At 47.0% G+C, this 19,043-nt stretch carries 16 protein-coding genes and 1 pseudogene; 6 read left to right on the top strand and 11 right to left on the bottom strand.

Features of this window, described 5'->3' with window-relative positions; all coding sequences use genetic code 11:
* Positions 1-272: 272 nt before the first annotated feature.
* Entirely contained in the window at positions 273-917 is a 645-nt protein-coding gene (locus ACJJIW_RS17485; protein WP_444935900.1) for a CatA-like O-acetyltransferase, read from the top strand.
* Positions 918-1,036: 119 nt separating this feature from the next.
* Here the strand turns inward: ACJJIW_RS17485 and ACJJIW_RS17480 are convergent, their stop codons facing one another.
* The 7 genes from ACJJIW_RS17480 to ACJJIW_RS17450 all read right to left on the bottom strand — a co-directional run bounded on the left by ACJJIW_RS17480 (position 1,037) and on the right by ACJJIW_RS17450 (position 8,128).
* Positions 1,037-1,594, bottom strand: coding sequence for a PepSY-associated TM helix domain-containing protein (locus tag ACJJIW_RS17480; protein WP_444893886.1), 558 nt, complete (start codon positions 1,592-1,594; stop codon positions 1,037-1,039).
* A 62-nt stretch (positions 1,595-1,656) separates the two neighbouring features.
* Complete coding sequence (locus ACJJIW_RS17475; RefSeq protein WP_444935899.1) at positions 1,657-3,672, bottom strand: TonB-dependent receptor; 2,016 nt, start codon at positions 3,670-3,672, stop codon at positions 1,657-1,659.
* Positions 3,673-3,777: 105 nt separating this feature from the next.
* Positions 3,778-5,145 carry a sensor histidine kinase gene (locus tag ACJJIW_RS17470; protein WP_444935898.1) on the bottom strand — a complete coding sequence of 456 codons (1,368 nt, stop codon included), beginning with the start codon at positions 5,143-5,145 and terminating at the stop codon, positions 3,778-3,780.
* Positions 5,142-5,840: a response regulator transcription factor gene (locus tag ACJJIW_RS17465; RefSeq protein ID WP_282932805.1), complete on the bottom strand. Its 699-nt coding sequence runs from the start codon at positions 5,838-5,840 to the stop codon at positions 5,142-5,144. Before ACJJIW_RS17465 ends, ACJJIW_RS17470 begins: the two co-directional genes overlap by 4 nt.
* Positions 5,841-5,937: 97 nt before the next feature.
* Positions 5,938-6,354, bottom strand: a complete 417-nt coding sequence (locus ACJJIW_RS17460) for a hypothetical protein (RefSeq protein WP_444935897.1) — start codon at positions 6,352-6,354, stop codon at positions 5,938-5,940.
* A complete protein-coding gene (locus ACJJIW_RS17455; protein ID WP_444935896.1) occupies positions 6,338-7,141 on the bottom strand; it encodes a CLCA_X family protein in 804 nt (267 codons plus the stop codon). The genes ACJJIW_RS17460 and ACJJIW_RS17455 overlap by 17 nt, the downstream gene beginning before the upstream one ends.
* 105 nt (positions 7,142-7,246) lie before the next feature.
* The gene (locus tag ACJJIW_RS17450) at positions 7,247-8,128 is read right to left on the bottom strand and encodes a LysR family transcriptional regulator (RefSeq protein WP_444935895.1); all 882 of its coding nucleotides are present in this window, start codon (positions 8,126-8,128) and stop codon (positions 7,247-7,249) included.
* 122 nt (positions 8,129-8,250) lie between these two features.
* Here ACJJIW_RS17450 and ACJJIW_RS17445 point away from each other — a divergent pair, with 122 nt between their 5' ends.
* Positions 8,251-8,925, top strand: coding sequence for a type 1 glutamine amidotransferase domain-containing protein (locus ACJJIW_RS17445; protein WP_444935894.1), 675 nt, complete (start codon positions 8,251-8,253; stop codon positions 8,923-8,925).
* 177 nt (positions 8,926-9,102) lie between these two features.
* Here the strand turns inward: ACJJIW_RS17445 and ACJJIW_RS17440 are convergent, their stop codons facing one another.
* From ACJJIW_RS17440 to ACJJIW_RS17425, 4 genes and pseudogenes are all read right to left on the bottom strand, one after another.
* Positions 9,103-11,556 carry a radical SAM protein gene (locus ACJJIW_RS17440; RefSeq protein ID WP_444935893.1) on the bottom strand — a complete coding sequence of 818 codons (2,454 nt, stop codon included), beginning with the start codon at positions 11,554-11,556 and terminating at the stop codon, positions 9,103-9,105.
* 681 nt (positions 11,557-12,237) lie between these two features.
* On the bottom strand, positions 12,238-12,867 hold the full coding sequence (locus tag ACJJIW_RS17435; RefSeq protein ID WP_444935892.1) for an anaerobic ribonucleoside-triphosphate reductase activating protein: 630 nt from the start codon (positions 12,865-12,867) through the stop codon (positions 12,238-12,240).
* A pseudogene (locus tag ACJJIW_RS17430) lies at positions 12,860-15,133 on the bottom strand (ribonucleoside triphosphate reductase). Before ACJJIW_RS17430 ends, ACJJIW_RS17435 begins: the two are co-directional and overlap by 8 nt.
* 188 nt (positions 15,134-15,321) lie before the next feature.
* Entirely contained in the window at positions 15,322-16,212 is an 891-nt protein-coding gene (locus ACJJIW_RS17425) for a LysR substrate-binding domain-containing protein (protein WP_444935891.1), read from the bottom strand.
* 122 nt (positions 16,213-16,334) lie between these two features.
* Between ACJJIW_RS17425 and ACJJIW_RS17420 the strand changes: the two genes are divergently transcribed.
* The 4 genes from ACJJIW_RS17420 (at position 16,335) to ACJJIW_RS17405 (ending at position 19,034) form a co-directional block, all read left to right on the top strand.
* Positions 16,335-17,027, top strand: coding sequence for an FMN-dependent NADH-azoreductase (locus ACJJIW_RS17420; RefSeq protein ID WP_444935890.1), 693 nt, complete (start codon positions 16,335-16,337; stop codon positions 17,025-17,027).
* Positions 17,028-17,233: 206 nt separating this feature from the next.
* Positions 17,234-17,833: an HD domain-containing protein gene (locus tag ACJJIW_RS17415; protein ID WP_444935889.1), complete on the top strand. Its 600-nt coding sequence runs from the start codon at positions 17,234-17,236 to the stop codon at positions 17,831-17,833.
* Between the two features lie 8 nt (positions 17,834-17,841).
* Positions 17,842-18,630 carry a YwqG family protein gene (locus tag ACJJIW_RS17410; RefSeq protein WP_444935888.1) on the top strand — a complete coding sequence of 263 codons (789 nt, stop codon included), beginning with the start codon at positions 17,842-17,844 and terminating at the stop codon, positions 18,628-18,630.
* 32 nt (positions 18,631-18,662) lie between these two features.
* Positions 18,663-19,034, top strand: a complete 372-nt coding sequence (locus tag ACJJIW_RS17405) for a VanZ family protein (RefSeq protein WP_444917156.1) — start codon at positions 18,663-18,665, stop codon at positions 19,032-19,034.
* The last annotated feature ends 9 nt before the right edge of the window (positions 19,035-19,043 follow it).

Genomic DNA, 19,043 nt, shown 5'->3' with positions numbered 1-19,043 from the left:
TTATGCACAGATGATCGCTGTTTATGAGGTGGTACAGTCTGTTGTTAGACTTATTTTAGTGCCCTAGCAGGGGCGAAAGAGGAATATGGTAGCGATGCTAAAAATGGTATGAGCCGGAAGGGAAGGGCGTTTTGATATGTTGATTACAGTATATTATCTAATGCCTCTAAATATATTCCGGGTATTCCAACTAGATAAAAACTACTAGCAACACTAGTGCTGTTTATAATCTACCCTAAACTATGAATATCCATTGAAGGCTCGATATTCATATGTCCATGACCCCGATAGATATCGAACGTTGGGATAGAAAGGCCCACTTTAAATTTTTTATGAGCAGTGCAGGGTCAACTCGAATAGGCCTAACCCAGCCGTTGGATGTGACAAATTTAGTCTCTTTTTGTAAACAAAATGCGCTCCCTTTTTATTATAGCCTTATCTATTTGGTCACTCAGGTTGCAAATGAAATAGAGGGCTTTAGACACCGTATTGTCGATAGCCAACCCATGGAGCACGATATGGTGCACCCATTGTTTGCTGATTTAGGGGGCAAGGATGGGTTGTTTAAGCTCGTTATGGCTGGAATGGAGAAGAGTCTGACGGAGTTCGTACACAAGACAAAAGAGCTTTCATTGTCACAAACCGAGCACCTCCCTGTCGAAAAGTTCATAAACCGCCATGATATTCTGAATATTAGCAGCTACCCCTGGGGAGATTTTTCCAGCCTACAGGTAAAACCGGTACAGAAAGAAAACTGTGACCCTGGAATACCTTTTATTGCCTGGGGGAAATATCAAAGTCAGGGGGGACGTCTTATCACCTCGTTATATAGTGAAGTGAACCACTGTTTTTTAGATGGTATTCATCTCTATCAATTTAAACAGCAGTTAGAAGGTAAGATTTGTCAACTGGCCTGAGGTCACCTGGCTGGATTTGGGGCCTGTGAGTTACTCTGAAACATCTGTATCGCGGGCCTTTCAGGCCCGTAGGGATTATTCAGAACTATTCAAAGGCCCCTTGGCTAAAAGCTCCTCATTCAGCCCCCAATAAAAAAGGCAACTACCAGGGCAATGAATCCCAATGAAGTAAATTGAACAGCGGCTTTCCTGAATTTTGGTACCGCAAAGGCAACTACTAACCCACTAATCAGGCTAAATAGTAGGCTGGCACCGAGCATAATAGCTGAGAACCAGAAAAGCGGCCCGGCATGACCTTTATGTATCAGCAGAAACTGATGCCATAGGTCGTGCTCCTTTACATGGAGTATCGCAGATTGCTTGTCTTCGCTTGGCTCCAAATAGACTTGGCGCTTGTAGCCATACCAACCAATCCACCCATCTTCCAAATAGAAATCTGCTGGTAGTGCCACCTCTGCAGGCTGCACAATTGGAGATATAACATTTAGAGTTTCTTGCTCATTGTTGGGTAAGCCTTTCGGAAGGGAAACGGTGTACTCAATTTGCTCATCGACACCACCCTCAATATCAAATAGATAGAGTACGCCAGTGGCGATATACAAAATAGCAATGGGTAAAAAAAAGCAGGAAAAGTAGGTGTGGAGTTTGATCCACAGTAAACGGTTTCTGGATTTCATAGGCAATAAAGGGCCCAATACAAATGTATTGGGCCCAGATCGTAAATAAAAATAAAAGGAAATTAGAAACGATAGTCAACTGATAGTCTGATATCTCGACCTGCCTCGTATAACCCGGCTACGATACCCCAACCATCAATGCCACTATAATCCGCTACACTGGAATGGTCGCGGTAGTGCTCATTAAGAAGGTTTTGAATCGCTAAATTAACATTCAGACGATCATCTGCAAGAGGCTCCCAGTGCAAGTAAAGATCGTGTACCTGGTAACCCGGCTTATCCACTGTTTGGGTGCTATCGATCCAGCCAATTTCAACTGCACGCTGTAAAACCTCAATATCATTCAGGTCTTGTACCAGAGTGTAGTTCCAACCTAATTCTAACTTGGGTGTAAAGGCGTAAGTGGCAGTCAGGTTCCAGGTATCGCCACGGGCATTTGCCAAGCCGTTGTGTTCATAGCCCTCAACGGTATACCCATTTAGTTCCGAATCGCTATGACTGAAAGCAGCACTGAGTGACAACTTGTTCCAAGCGTAAGAGGCGCTAAGCTCAAAACCTTCAGTCTCCAGTTCGCCAATATTTTCGTAGTAAGTACCACTTCCAAGCTGATCGAGAATAACATCATCGATTGTACTGCGGTAAATAGCAGCTTTTAGCCCAAGGCCATCCTGAAGGTATTCCAGCCCAAGTTCGGTATTGTCAACGGTCTCAGCATCCAGGTCAGGATCAATCACCGCCGACTCTAGAGTAAATCCATCTCCAACCTCCTTGCCGCGCATAGCTGTTGCATGGCCAGCAGTGAGGGTGAGGGCATCAGTAATCGAATAGCTCATGCCGATATTGGGGCTGAAACCCTGGCTATCGGTCTCATCATCATAGGTAACCTGTTCCAGCTGGTATTCGTCATAGCGCACTCCAAAGCTCAATAATAGTGCGTCGGTTGCCTGCCAATGATCCTGAACATAAGCGCTGAGAATTTGGCCTTCCTCGCTGTAGGAGATACCAATATAGGGTTCCGAGAGGTAACGGCTCTCCACTTCATCTTCACGGCCCTCTACACCATAAGTGATAGTGTGTTGTCCGATATTGCTGGTATTTCGCAAATCAAAGCCAAGGGACTCTACTGAAGCGCCGTACTTGCCCCATCGATCGTAGACATTTTGCTCCATCTCTGACTTGGTGTGATAAACCGTGGTCTCCAGGTTAATCAGAGCACTGGGAGAAAATTGATGATTGACAACAAACGTTTGGCGCTCAGCATCCATTGGATAGAGTGTTTGCCCCTCATAGGCAGGCCAATTGGGGCGTTGGCTGAGTTCTCCAGATTCATTCCGTTGCTCAAAACTGACGCTCAGCTTTTGATTCTCAGATACATCACCACTCAATTTCATGAAGGCGAGGTCCTGATCAGAAGCGGTGCCATAGATGGTGTTGCCGTCACCATCTTCCATATTCTCGTGCTCAATGGTCACAAATGACCCTAGAAGCCCCCAGTTTTCAGTAATCTTCCCGTAAACTGAAGCACTGGCTTTTTGGCCATCATTACTAAAGACACCGCCTTTCACTATTGCCCCAAACTGTTCACCCTCGTCAAGCAGGTCATCGGCATCTTTGGTTTCAAAGCGGATTGCACCTCCGATCGCACCAGCACCGCTGGTAGCTTCGCCTGCGCCAGCCTGTACTTCAACTTTCTGCAATAACTCCGGCTCTATCGATACCCGGCCAATATGATGGAAGAGGGTGCCGGTTTGTGGCGCGCCATCTACAGTAACATTGAGAAGAGTGTCTTCCATGCCGCGAATATAAACTTTCTGTGCGATACCCAGTGATCCACCAACAGATACGGACGGTATCTGGCGAAAAATATCACTAAGATCATTTGCCTGCTGCTTATCAAGTTCTTCAGGCGTAATCTCGGTATCCGTTGCTACACCGACAACTACTACGGTTTCCATCGGGGTTTCAGCGGTATCTTCTGGTTCCTGCGCTTCCTGTGCCTGGCTGATGCCAGAGGCCAAGGCGCTGGATACCATCAAGGGGAGTAACGCGTACTTGTTGTGGGAAATATTGCGGGCCATGTGGTGTCCTTCACAGAGTTACCTATTTGCTAATGCGAATTATTCCTATTGGCACTTACAAAGTACAGCAGTGTTGCATTTGTTACATTTGATGGCGATTTCAGCTTACGAAGGCTCCAAACACTCGGAAAACTGCGTGGGAAGTGTGACCCTCATACTTAAACCCCCAGCGGATCGATTGGAGGCTCTAATTGTTGCGCCTACACTATTCAGCTGGCGCCGTGCTAGGGCTAGGCCAAGTCCAAAATTTTTCGATTTTGAAGTGCGTGATTGATCGGCCCTGAAAAAGGGCTTAAAAATATTGTCCAGCAAAGCTTCCGGTACACCAGGGCCCGAGTCTTCAATATCAATAATGACCTGATCTTTCCCGGTTTTCTCCAGAAGGACGTGAACAGCTTGTCCCGCAGGGGTATAGCGCATCGCATTGCGCAGGATATTTTCCAGTGCCTGGCCAACAGCCTGATGATTGGATTTCCTTATTTTCGCTGAATCCGGCAAGTGGGTGCAGATAGTGCGATTTGGGAATTCAAAGCGGGCATCCTCGACAATTACATCAATAAGGTCTACCAAGTCCAGGTCTTCGGTACCTATAGAGGGTTGCTCATTATCTAGCCAGGCAAGGGTAAGAGTATCCTCCACCAAACGTCGAATATGGGCAGACTCCCTTTGAATTCTCCGGATATTTCTATCGTCCGAATAGCGGGTGCCGGCGCCCTCTATCGCAATATCCAAGCGGGTAAGAGGAGTTCTTAATTCATGGGAAAGATCAGCGATCAGTTGCCGCTGGTTGACAATTTGCTCGCCTATCCGGGTTGCCATCTGATCAAAGGTTTTGGCCAGTTCGGAAATCTCATCGTCACGGCTGCCCAACTGATGGTGGACTCGCACATCAAAATTCCCCCGGCTGAATTCCCGTGTTGCCTGCTCCAGTTTTCGCAAGGGATGCATAATATGACGATAAAGCATCAGGGATACCAGCGCCAAAATGCCCATCGGCAGTAGTATCTGCATCATTAGTCGAGTGGTTTGCCAGTAGCCACCGGGGCGCATCCTGTCAGGGAGCAGTATCAATAAGCTGGTTCTCTCGGTTGTAAACGGGATTTCCATTACCGGATTGTCTTCGAAATACAGGTGGACCTTCCAATCCACATCGCGGCCGAGATTATATCCAATGTACCGATGCTCATTCCCTCGCTCACCTGCGATATGGGTTACTTCATACTGAGTAACGGTGGCCCAGGTATCCTCCCGCTCCTGAAGCGCTTTCAGCCATTGTTCCAATCCGGCTTTATCGCCAGAGAGAAAGCGCATCTCTGCTTTTTTGCCCCACTGCTTTAACTCCTGCCGATGAGAGGGGTCCAGTAAACTCATCTGCTCTTCAGTACGGATGGTGAGGGAGTTAATAAGATAGAAGAGGGCGACAATACCGGACGTAATCAGCAGACAGAGTTTCCAAAGAAGTTTCCGGTTCATTTCAAGCAGTACCCCTTGCCGTGTACCGTCTGTAACCGATCCCCTCGCCAGCCAGCACCAGTCAATTTGCGCCTGACCCGACTAAGGTGCATGTCCAAGCTGCGATCATAGGCACCCAGGGTGCGATTGAGGACCTGCTGGGAAAGATATGCCTTGCTCAAAACTTCACCACGATGTATTGCCAATTCCCATAGCAACTTAAATTGAGCAGCTGTGAATTCAATAGGCTGGCCACCAGCAAATACCTGCAGGGCATTCAAATCAAGCCGAAGATTGTCGATCTCGGTGTAGTGGACGCTCTCTGCCTGAGCTGGCTGACTTCGGCGTAATAAGGCCTCAATTCTCAGTAAAAGCTCAGTCTGGTTAAAAGGTTTAGCCACATAATCATCTGCCCCGTAGCGCAGGCCCGTGATCCTTTCCTCTTCAGCCCCTTTAGCGGTGAGAATAATGACCGGCACCTGACTGGATTTACGCAAAATCTTGAGCAGGGAAATACCATCCATTTCTGGCAGCATTAGATCGAGTAAAATTAACTGCGGTTGTTGCTTTGCGGCTTCCAATAGCGCGGTATTCCCGTCAAAGCAGGCATTCACTTGATACCCTGCATCTTGGATCATTTCGCTGAGCTGATCGTTTAGGCCTCGATCGTCTTCGACGATTAGGATATTGAATTGTGAGGGCGATTTTTGGCTCATGAAGACACTGGCTGTTTGCAAACTGGTGCAGAGAAAATTACCACAATGAGGAATGGCTAAATATGATTAGTTGAAATAATCAGAATCCGGCCAATGATTACTCTGAAACTGTGTGGGTAATCAGTTGTAGTAACTTGGCATTGTATGCCTGGGCATAGAATTTGTTCTGTTCAAGCTTCTCGCTATTCAGTGCGTAATCTTCTATATGGAAGCCGGTTCCACATAAGAAAAATTTTTCCTGAGGACTGAACTCAGCGAGCCTACCCTGCAAGTCTTCTCCTAGTATCCCGGGCGTTACATGGCCACCCCCCGGAGAATAAACATTCACGAACTTAGCCCGGTTATGAATAAAATCATCTTTCGCATCAGTAAATCCACGCTCCGCTGACAGTACGGGATCGCTCGCTATTGCAATCAACTCATAGCTTTTTGATAGTTCAGACCATACCCAAGCGATTACACCTGCGAGAAGGGCCGTGCCCAGAAGAAAGGTATTCCTAAGGGTTGACGTCATTGTCCCCACCAGTGGAAGCCCAAAGGCTTCGTCCTAAATAGGAAAAATAGGCTGTGAAAGCCTGATTAATTTTTTTACGTTGCTCTCCCTGTGGATACAGTCCCATTTTTGCCTCTTGGCTAGCCTTTGAGCCAGCAACCAAAAAATTATTGTTGATACTGGCATCCTGAATAAATGCTTCGAAAGCCCGGGCACTCAGCTCTACAGGCTCACTGTAGTAGAGCGAACCATTTGCTTTATCGGCACTGATGGAAGCAGTCACCAAGTCACTGGGGTTATTACCACTCTCATCCAGCATCATAGTTTTAAAGCACGTAATAAGTAAGTCATTGAGCGGGTGGGGCACTGGAGTTGCATTCCGCAACCACGCCTCTGAGGCATACATGGTACTGGACGTACCACTGAACGCTTTTTGGGCCAAGTAATGATCAAATGCATGAAACCATTCATGGGCAATAGAGCCTGGCCCCGCGTTTTTGGCGAGAGAAAAGCTCCGGGCAGAGGGGTCATAAAAGGCAGCCATCCCCGGGCGCCCGCCGATTCCATATTGAAAAGACAATGTACCTCGTAAGGATACCAACACTTCTGGTCCTTGAAGAATGGTCATTAAATCAACAAGCGCATCATAAAAAAGCCCAGCGGCCCGATCGCGCTCCTCGCGAGTGACCCACCGGCCAACAGCAATAGAGCGAAAGCCAAATCTCTTCCTGACATCCACAAACGAAACGGGTTGCCGTTGCTGGGTTGCAGTGTGACCACTGCGATAAAATGCCCTGGTCAGGACCATAATCAATGCCAGTCGATTGGAGGAGGGTGGATATTAATCCTCCAGATTGAAGGCTTGCAAGAAATGGGGAGTGCTTTTATTCCTTTCAACTAATCCAATAGCTTTCTATTCCACCCAGTCAGAAAAGTAATCAACCAAATAGTCAATCGCCATTCGCGCTCGCATGGGTAAAAAGCGACGATTCTGATACACGATCCAGCTACTGGCTCCGCGCCCACAAAAAGATTCCAAGATAGGCTCCAGTAAGCCCTGTTGAATTGAACCACTGAAACTGCTTTTGGGCATATAAGCTATACCCAAGCCTTGCTCGCAAGCTTTCACGATCGCATGGGCATTATTTGTTCTCCAGCGCCCACTAACCTTTACGCTTACAGGCTCTCCATTCAGGTCAAAAACCCATTCATCATTGTTAGCCACCAAGCAACTCTGCGTTTTTAGTTGATCGGGGTGATTGGGTATACCATTTTCTTTCAGGTAACTCGGGCTTGCGACAGCCATCATTTGGCGGTCGGCCAGTTTACGAGCAACTAAGCCGGAATCCTCAAGGCGACCATAGCGTATGGCAAAATCAATCCCATCCTCGACGAAATTGACCATTCTGCTATTGAAGTCCATGTCGATTTTCAACCCCGGGTGTTTCAAGCCAAACTCCATCAGGGCAGGGGCAACATATTGCTCAGCAAAGATACCAGCACCGCTAACTCTTAGTGTTCCATTGAGCTGAAACTGTTGCTGGCTAACCTGCTCATTCGCCTGTTGCAGGCCAACCACTAACTCTTTACACCGCTGGTAATAGGCGGTCCCGGCTTGGGTCAGACTTACCTGACGTGTTGAGCGGGCCAAAAGGGATGAGCCCAAGCGCTCCTCCAGACGGGAGACCTGCCTACTTACATGGCTAGTACTGCAGCCAAGTTGCTTGGCAGCCGCTGAGAAACCTTGGCTTTCTGCCACCGCTACAAACTCGACTATGCCGTCAAAATTTTCCATGTTTCTCAATCTCGATTATTGCCATTCTGCAAAGGTATTTAACAGATTTTACGCATTATCAGCAGAATAGGGACAATCTACAATCCCTCCCCACTGAATGCTGACCAACATAGGAAAGAAACATGAAGAAAGTACTTATTCCAGTGACCAACCACGCCACTCTTGGTGAAACTGACCAGGCAAATGGCACCTACTCACCTGAGTTGACTCACGCGATTCGCGTATTTATGGAGAATGGACTCGACTATGACATCGCCTCTATTAAAGGGGGGAAAGCACCACTCTATGGCACTGACATCGAAGGTGACGACATCAACCAAAAGGTGCTTAATGATTCAGATTTCCAAAACCGTATCAATAACACCATCCCTATGAGCCAACTGAATACTGCAGACTATGATGCAGTATTCTACCCCGGTGGATTTGGTCTGCTTTCTGACTTGGCAACTAACGAAGACTTCGCAAAGCTAAGTGCCGAGATCTACGAAGAGGGTGGCACATTGGCCGCAGTATGCCACGGCCCGGCTGGTTTCCTGCCTATCACCCTGAGCAATGGCGAAAAGCTTTTGGCTAGCAAGTCTGTCACCGGCTTCACTCGTGAGGAGGAGATTGACTTCGGCACCATTAATGACATCCCATTTTTGCTGGAAGAATCTTTGGCGAGGGGCGCTGCCCGCTACAACAAAGTACAACCTTGGCAGGAGTTTGTTATTGAAGATGGGCGAGTGATTAGCGGCCAGAACCCAGCAAGTGCACACGGTGTTGGTGTTGCCATCGCCAAACAGCTTGCCAGCTAGTGCATGGCCTGGCCGGTCCCTCTGGGGTCGGCCTGTGATTCTAAATAGAGGTATCTCGTGGTGCAAATAAGCGATAGGATGTAACAATATCTATCCACTAGAAAGCGTTTTTAACAGATTGCAAGTGGTTATAAATTGAGCGCCACCCTAATTGTGGTACTACAGGAATTCTAAAGACTAAACGGCAAGTGCTGCAAAAGATACTGTTCGATCCATCCCTGCAAGATACTTTTCCGGATTGGCTCCACTTCCACAGATAAAGTGTTCAAGTTTCTCAATGAACTCTGTTTCACTAATTTTTTCAGTATTCTCCGATACTGTCATCCGACTACCAGATGGAGGCATCATTTTATTCAGAGAAAGGTCATACTTTTTTAACATGGAAAGAACGCCACTTTGGGTGAAGAAGCTGCCTTTACCAGAAAACTGGACTCCACTCCTAAGTGTTTCCAGGTGTTGCTGCGAGTCCTTCCCGTTAGAGAGGATTATATCTGCGAGCTTACCAATTCCGGGAGCTTGGATGACTCTGAGTTTTCCCCCCTTTTTTAGTCGTTTACGCAAGCCAAATAATATGTCATCACGGTTATAGCTCTCAAAAATCATTCCATCCAACCAGATTGCATCATATAAATCGGGGTGAGCAGAATTGTCCTCCAACGATTGATCTTCAAAAACTGTTAACTTGTAGTTATCAAAATCCAAAGTTTGTAAAATATCCTGGACAATAAGGGATTGCCCATGTAGCGGTGTCAATATATGTACAAATTCATTTACTTCTGCTAGGAATGGCGCCCAAATTGCTGGAACACGTGCAAAAATCAGCACTCGACCAACATTATGAAATCCATGTTGGAAGATGGCGTATCGATAATATGACAGCTCCTTACTGTAAGGTGAGACAGTTCTCTTGTCGGGCAGTGAGCTGCTAATCTCCCACCTATATAGCGGCGACTCTATCTCATCGAACCTTCCTTGGGGCTTGATACCAGATAAGCCAGAAATAATCTCATAATAGGTCTTTTGGCTTGTTTGCATCGCGGAACGTTTCTCATCATCATTTTTTAGATGCCTTTTGTCCGTTGCTTTGCATAAGGTACAGTAGGGGACCTCTTCGGGAGTTCCCATTGTTGCCCTTAAATGCTGCATATAAGGGTGATTCCACATATTTTCTTCGTTGTGGAAACTCTTGGCATTTGTCCACTTGAAACTCGGCAGTTTCCTAAAGAAGTTACAACAGACTTGAGTTTGCGAAAAAATATTAATTTTCAGCGCTCTCCAAGGAGCCCAGCACACGGGCACCAGGTTTTGCCTATCAAAAATGGACCATTCGTAACTAAGAGACACATCATCTCCGCTGCTGAGCGTGGACTCTATATCAGAGTAACTGGCAGCAATTTTGGCTATATTTAAACCTGTGGCCTGAGGTAAAGAGACCGGTGGATATTTTTTCCTCGATTCCTTTCGTGCAAATTCCGCTTTAGCAGCTGCAACTATATCACTTAGATTTTGATCTGAATTATGTAGCTTACGAGGGACAACTGGTTTTTCCAGTTCTGTGCTAGCGCCTGAGGCGGTATAGATGGGTTTATCGCTTACAATGATTACAGAATCGTCATGAGTTGGAACGCCTTTATCTACGGCTGCACCCAGTAGTTTTTCCAGGCTCGGCAGAGGTTTTGTAATTGAAATATTATTCCGCGCACATTCTTGTTCTAATTGACGGAAGATAGTGTTTGCCCTATGAGGTGTCCTAAAAATACTAGCTTTGTCTGTCAGCAAGTGATTACGACCATACTGGGGTGGTGGCACCATCGGGTTAACATTTAGGTCCCTAAATCCAAATCGATGTAGTAATGAGGGTAATTCTGGTAATTCATCAAGATTTCCACTGTGTACAACGTATCCAGCTCTAAGCCATGGGCGCTCTCTACCATAACGTTTCTTTGAATCATTTAATCGATCCATATTAGCTATAAACCGCTCCCATTTTAATGGGGTCATTGTCCATTCATAGGTTTCCTTACGAGCTGCATTTACTGAAACATAAAGATATGAAAAGTACTGAGCCACGATATCCGTCACTTCAGGACGCATGATTGAACCATTAGTAACTGAGCCCAAGGACAAATAGGGCGCAGTCGACCTTAACTGTTCTAAAATCTCCAAAATTTTGGGGTGAGCAAAAGGCTCACCCAAACCGCCACCATTAGGTGTAAAAGAGCGACAAAACTTCAACCAGTCAGCTCTTTGCAACTGTTCATATGACAACTTTTGGTTTGAAACTCGCTCAGGTAAGTATGCGCAAAAATTGCATCTGGCATTACATACATCTGTAATATTTGCACTAACGCTGACTGGAAACGATGCTACTTTTCCAATGCCTAGAGATGTCTCCCAAGCTGCTAGCATTTCATTAGCTTCAATCAACTCGGCACTTGCACAAGCATCTTCAGAAACAGCATCTTCAATAAAATTTTTCCAGTCCTCGTAATTCCCCCTTAGAGGGGGGAAATTACCGTAATTCAGATGTCGTATATCCTTATCAATATCATAAAAGCGTCTAACAAATGGATCAGATGAGCCGGAGTCACCGAGACTACTAAATTCAGGTCTAGAATATACCCCTTTCATTAGTATTGAGCCTCTTTCTAGATGTGAGTTAGTCAATCCCTGATAATAACCTTTATCTATGGAGTAAACTTATATGAGAGAGTCCGTTGTCGCTCTTTGTAACTTAGGGAGCCTCTGAATAACTCCGTAATGCCTCTGCGGGTCTTGAAGGCTACAGATGTTAGGCGCAACTCGCCGCGAATGGCCGTAGCCCTTTGCAAGAGCTGCAACGCAGCAGCTGTGGCCTTCAAGGCCCGCCCTTCGGGGCTTGCAGAGCGATTCACACTCTGCGTTGCGACTTCTTGAAAGGTCTAGACATTCCTGCGAAGCCGCGCCTTGATTGTGAACCGCTCTGCATGCCAGAGGTATCACGGAGTTATTCAGAGGCTCCTTAGATAATAAGTACTTATTTCCAACCCGAATGATAACTATAAATTTCAAAGTAAAAGGGAGTTATTTTTACTTATATTCAGCGGGGTCAGATTGAAGATAGGGTTTTAGATTCAAATTTTGCAAGTGCATTGAGTATATTTAAATCAGATATGAATCCTATGAATATTTCTGTGATATGTCTGGATTTCAGAGGAATTCACGATCTAGGGAGCCCCTTAAAACCCCGTAAGGCGAGCCTTTAAGTTAGAGCTACGGCGATTCTCCTGGCTATATTAGTGAACTATTAGCGACTAACACGAGATTACTGTTTTAATGGGACATAAATTTAAGTGTCTGATCAATCGCTTGCTCACTATTGCAGCGCTGGACCTCCAACTTTTCAATGCCAATACCGCTTAGTTTCTCCCGTATTTGATTCAGTTCAGTATCAGTTGTGAGGCTCGGATGCCTGGTAAGGCGCACTTGCAGAGGTATCTTGGACTGAGCGAGAAGCTCCGCACTTTGCCAAGGAGCCGCACCACTGCCATCAACACCCGTAATGGAAGGGTAGTTTTCCGGCATTGCTTTGATATCCAACCCCACCCAATCAAGACTTTGGATCAGGCGTTCCAGCTTGCGGGGGTAGATTCCCGCAGTATGAAGCCCAACCTTGAATCCCAAATCCCTAACTTGGGCAATCGCCGGTTCCAGGGCACTCTGGGCGGTGGGTTCTCCACCGGAAAACACAACGGCATCCAGCAAGCCCCGGCGACTGCCTAAAAATGTGAGGATCTGATCCCAGTCATAGGCACTGGGTGCTCGCGCAGGTAGCAGATCGCCGTTATGGCAGTAGCGGCAGCGCCAGGGGCATCCCTGGCAAAAAACCACCGCTGCCAACTCGCCGGGGAAGTCGATTGCCGTAAACGACGTGAATCCACCGACACGTAACTTATTACTCATAAGTTTTTAGTGCATTCCTGCTGTTGTCCGCCACAAAGAACTGGCGCTCCCGGTGCTCTGATTGTTTTCCCGGATTCCAAAATGAAACTGGGCGGTGGTACCCCATTACCCGGCTCCATACCTCGCAGCGGGTACGATCTTCTTCTCTCAATAAAGTGTCTTGTTGGCTCATGGTCTTTCTCCTTGAAAGTATGGTTTAGTCGCTACAACAGGATTGCTCTCGGGCCAGGAGAGCTTCGTCGCAGCGTGGGCAGAATTCGTGTTCGCCACTCAGATATCCATGGACCGGGCAAATAGAAAAGCTCGGCGTCACGGTGATATAGGGCAGGCGGTAGTTTTCCAGAGCACGCCGCAATAAGCGGCGGCAACTATCGGCATCCGGCAACTGCTCGCCCAAATAAAGATGAAGCACAGTGCCACCGGTGTAACGGGACTGGAGGGATTCCTGTCGGGCCAGGGCCTCGAAGGGATCATCGGTAAAGCCCACTGGCAGCTGGGATGAATTGGTATAGTAGGGCGCTTCACTGCTACCAGCCTGCATAATTTCCGGGTAACGTTTGCGATCTTCGCGGGCAAACCGATAAGTAGTGCCCTCTGCCGGAGTTGCCTCCAGGTTGTAGAGATGCCCGGTTTGTTCCTGGAATTCAGTCATGCGCATACGGATATGGTCGAGTAATTGCTCGGCCAGTGCTTTCCCATCTTCCGTAACCACACTTTCGTTATCCCCACTAAAGTTTCTCAGCATCTCATTGATGCCGTTTACCCCGATCGTGGAGAAGTGGTTGCGCAGAGTCCCCAGGTAGCGGCGAGTGTAGGGAAACAGACCTGCATCCATATGCCGTTGGATGACTTTCCGTTTCACTTCAAGGGAATCACGGGCAAGTATCAGCAGTTTGTCCAGCTGGGTGAGCAGAAGCTGCCAGTTTCCTTTATAGAGATATCCAAGGCGGGCACAGTTGATAGTTACTACGCCGAGCGACCCTGTCTGTTCGGCGGAGCCAAAGAGGCCGTTGCCGCGCTTCAACAGTTCGCGTAGATCAAGCTGTAAGCGGCAGCACATGGAACGAACCATGTTTGGGCTCAGGTCTGAATTTATAAAGTTTTGGAAATAGGGCAGACCGTAGCGAGCGGTCATGGCAAACAGCCGCTCAGCATTTTCGCTCTCCCAAGGGAAATCCTCACTGATGTTGTATGTGGGAATAGGGAAGGTGAATACCCTACCGCGTGCATCCCCCTCGCTCATGACTTCGATATAGGCGCGGTTGATTAGATCCATTTCTTCTTGCAGGTCGCCATAGGTGAAAGGCATTTCCTGACCGGCAATCACAGGCACCTGCTCGCGCAAATCCTGGGGGCAAACCCAATCGAAAGTGAGATTAGTAAAGGGAGTCTGGGTACCCCAGCGGGATGGTACATTCAGGTTAAAGATCAGCTCCTGAATGCACTGACGTACGGTCGCGTAGTCCAGCTGGTCCTTGCGCACAAAAGGTGCAAGATAGGTATCGAAAGAGCTAAATGCTTGCGCGCCCGCCCATTCGTTTTGAAGTGTTCCAAGAAAGTTAACAATCTGTCCGACCGCGCTGGTCAAGTGGGCCGGCGGTGCCGATTCGACTTTTCCCGGAACACCATTCAGCCCTTCATGTAATAGGGTGCGCAGCGACCAACCTGCACAATATCCAGCCAACATATCCAGGTCGTGGATGTGTAAATCGCCATCCCGATGTGCTGCGCCGATCTCAGGGGAATAAACATGATTTAACCAATAGTTGGCAATCATTTTACCTGCGCTGTTCAGGATCAATCCCCCAAGGGAATATCCCTGGTTCGCATTGGCTGCAACTCGCCAATCCGCTTGCTCTAAATACTCTTCAATAGATGCACCGACATCCACCAGCGTTTGCCGATCAGTGCGCATTTGCGCATGCCGCCCCCGATAAGCGATATAGGCGCGCGCAGTATCAATGTAATCGTTATTGATCAATACCTGTTCAGCAATATTCTGAATCTCTTCAATATCAATGGGCTCACCACTATCAAAGCGGTGTTTGATCACTTTAAGAACAGATTCGGTAAGTTGCTCCGCTTCCTGTTGATCAAAAGATTCCGTTGCCTGGCCAGCACTGAGAAGAGCCAAGGTGATCCTGCGAGCATCAAAAGCCAGTGTCCTGCCATCTCGCTTACGCACCAACAGTTGATCTGAATTTACCTGCGAAATCTGTTCTGAAGCTGGTGCGGCTTCGCTGTCGGGTATAGCGGTACTGGTCATCGGCCTTCCTCACAATTTGTGGGGAGAGCATATCGAAGAGATAAAGACACCAATTGATCCAGATCACTATATATGGCACGTTGATTAATAGATGAACACAACATGTTGTGCTCTTGGTATGGGCTTAGGTTAGGTACATACCTACTCTCGGCAAGCCCGAAGGCGAGTTCAGTACCAGCTGGATGTACCTAACTATAGGGAGCATTGCGTAGTGCTTCCTTCAGCCAGGTTACGAAAGCCAACACATTTCCATTTCTTGCATGGCGGCTAGGTATTAATGCGGAATAGGTAAATCCCTCAATCCCTGAAAGCTTGGAGTCTCCTCTAAAAAGAACCAGCCATTGATTGCGCAAAGGATTTTGAACAAGAAGCGAACTTACTAGCGCAATACCCTGGCCAGCCAAGGCGGCCTGGATTACATGATGCTCCTGGTCAAACTGCCGCACGCGAATGCCATCAAGTTTTCTTTTGAGGAGAGTTTGCCAGTTCAGCGGTGGAAGTGACGGATTGACCCATTTTGTTTCCAGAAGTTGAGCTTCAGAAATATCCCTAATCTGAGTCAGATAGCTTGGTGCAGCATAGACTCCGATTGTTTCGGTGGCCAAGTGGAGGGCATTTTTTGTACTTTCATCGTATTTCCCGTACCGAATAGCGATGTCGATGCGTCTATCTCGCTCGATATCACTCACGTCTTCACCGGTAATTACTGAAACAGTGATATCTGGAAATTTCTGATAAAAATTCTCCAGATGGGGCACAAGCCACATTGCAGCAAAGCTTGATGTCGCACTGACGGTCAGTGTTTTCTTTGAACTCGTTATTTCATTCACAGCTTCAGTGAGCTGCTGAAAAATTTGAGAGGTAGTTTGAGCGAGCATCCGCCCCTCACTGGTCAACTGCACGGCACGGGTTTTGCGCTCGAATAATGTTGTGCCCAGGGATTCCTCCAAACCCTTTATCTGATGTGATACGGCTGTCGGCGTTATAAAGAGTTCTTCCGCAGCTCTCTTGAAACTGCCCAGTCTGGCGGCAGCATCGAATACTTTGAGGGCGTTGAGGGAGGGTAGGTTCGGGTACACCGATCAGAATCTCTTATAGATGAGTTTTCCTCATCTATAAGAAGAAATAACCCGTTTGTCAAGGATACTCCCCAGCATCACCATAGATGAACCTTCAGACGGTTTAGTAAAGGTTCCAGACTATGAAAACACTATTACATATTGACGCTAGTGCCCAGAAGTGGAGCGGCTTAGCAGCATCACAAGACAGTGTGAATATACCCAGGCATACCTCCATCTCCAAAGCAGTTGCCGCGAATTTTATAAGCAGCTGGCTAGGAAAGAGGCCTAAAGATAAAGTTATCCATAGAGATGTCGGTTTAAACCCACCAGGATTTATTAATCAAGATTGGATTGCCTCGGTTTTTACGCCTGAAGCGGATCGCACCAAGGAGCAGCAGTCCCTGGTAGCGCTTTCTGACATCTTGATTGATGAGCTATCCCAGGCGGATATCATTGTTATGTCCACTTCGATGTATAACTACGGCATGCCTGCCGCACTTAAGGCCTGGTTCGATCAAGTTGTTCGTATCAACAAGACGTTCACCTTTGATTTAGACCGTGGTGATTTCCCCTTAGAGCCTATTATGTCTGGCAAAAAGCTGGTGCTAATCACCTCTGCCGGGGAGTATGGCTTTGGACAAGGAGGAATCCGTGAGCAAATGAATCACCTGGGGCCACATATCCGAACTTTAAGCCACTATTTGGGGGTTGAGGAGTTCCATGAAATCAATGCGGAGTACCAGGAATTTGCTGATGAAAGGCACCGGGATTCGATTAAACGAGCTTTCCTCAAAACCCAGGAGTTAACCGCAACGTTGGCCAACTACCTTTAAAGTTTGCCTACCAAAGCTGGCTTGTCTCCCCAATGAAGTGGCCAGCGGCTTGTCAGAGTGGTCCCCCGATACTTACTATGAGGAATAGGCGCAAATAGCGTCTTTGCCAGCTCTCAACTTGCACTCTGGTACAAAAAAGTAAATAAGTATCTAAGGATTCATGAAGCTACGGGTTTACGGAAAGATGACGCTCCGAGGATTAGCCAATGAACCAAAATAGATGGCTCAACCTAATGGGGGCACTCAATCTTCCTGAATCCCTTCAGTGCTTCGAAAAGTTAGTTTCTTCGTATGCAGAGAATCACAGGCATTATCATACAGGGCATCACATTGATGGGATGCTGAAGCACTTTGATAAAGTTGCAGAGCTTGCCGAGCACCCCCAAGAGGTCGAGCTGGCTATCTGGTTTCACGATGCGATTTACAAGCCATTTTCCTCTAAGAATGAAGAAAACAGTGCTCTATGGGCAAAAAAGTTCCTGATCGATTCCGGGTATTGTCCCGCAGGAGTGGATAGGGTGTACCAATTTATTATGGCAACCTGCCACAATTACACGCCAGTTAGTATTGATGAAAAGCTAATTATCGACATTGACCTAACGATCCTGGGTGCCAGCACAAGCGCTTTCGAAGCTTATAAAAAACAAGTCCGTAAAGAGTATCGGCTGGTACCGATTATGATTTACAAAAAGAAACGCAGGGAACTATTAAGGGAATTTTTGTCTCAAGAGAGGTTTTATCACACTGATTACTTCTATGACAGATATGAAAGGCGTGCCAGGGCGAATATTGAAGGAAGTATCTAGCGTTGTTATTGAAAGAACTTAAAGCGGTCGGTCTTGAAGCTTTTTTGAATGAAATAGAATCGCTGTGTGTTGAATGTACTACCGCTGAATTGTCTTCTGATATTATTGAGCAGGGCTCATCTAAGATTGGGGGGCACCCTGATGTCCCTGCTGACTTTGAGTGGCCATTCTATCGAGGTTTGCCTTTGGCGTTTCTCCTACAGCTCAATTGCGCAGAAGTAAAATCACCTATCCTGCCATCGGCAGGCTACTTGCTCTTTTTTTACTGTGATGGAGTTTGGGCGGATGTGCGAGGTAAGAAAGACTTTATACGGATAATCTATATCCCAGCTGATGTAGCACTCTCGAATCACCAGGCCCCCTGTATCTATAAAAAGCGCTTTGGGGGACTGTTAAAGCCAAAGAGACTACCTTCGATTTATCCTGAAAGTAAAATATCGTTCAAGCGCTCTTTTTCCCTTCCAGATTTAGGCGAGTATCCTTATGAGGAGTTAAAGATATTTGAAGAAGATGATTACTTGCTTGATGCATATTGCACCCTGAAAGAAAACCTTACAGGATCAAAATTACTCCAAATTTCTGGTTACCCCAATCCAGTACAGCACGATGGTATTACTGAAGATGCGGCAAGGATTATGGGTAAAGGCAAAGCTGAAGATTGGCAGTTGCTATTGGAACTCAATAGTCTTGGTGGCTTTATGTGGGGAGATGCAGGAAGATTGTATTTCTCTATACACAATGAAGACCTTGCGCAGTTGAAGTTCTCAGATGTTTGGATGCAGATGCAGTGCCACTAGGCTAACAATGTAACCCTAATTAGTAGGAACTAATGATAATTCAACTTCCCTTAAGGCTCGTCTACAACTACTGGATTCTGCTAACAGTGGTATTTTTGTGCATTATTACGAGCCTATCCCTGTTTCCGCTTCCCGAAGTACCCAATATACCCGGCACCGACAAAACCAATCACCTAATTGCCTATAGTGCACTGATGTTCCCCGTCGCTCTGCGCAGGCCTAGTTACTGGTGGCTAATAGGGTTATTTTTTGTACTGTGGAGCGGTGGCATAGAGTTGCTCCAACCTTACGTAAATCGTACAGGTGAGTGGTTGGATTTCGCGGCCAATACAGCAGGGATATTGAGCGGCACACTTATCGCTTGGGTGCTGGGAAAATTTGGGCTGAGGGAGTACAAATCCTAAAAACCTGGA

Source organism: Microbulbifer maximicatervae (SeqCode) (assembly GCF_052467815.1).
This window is presented reverse-complemented; position numbering and strand designations above follow the sequence as displayed.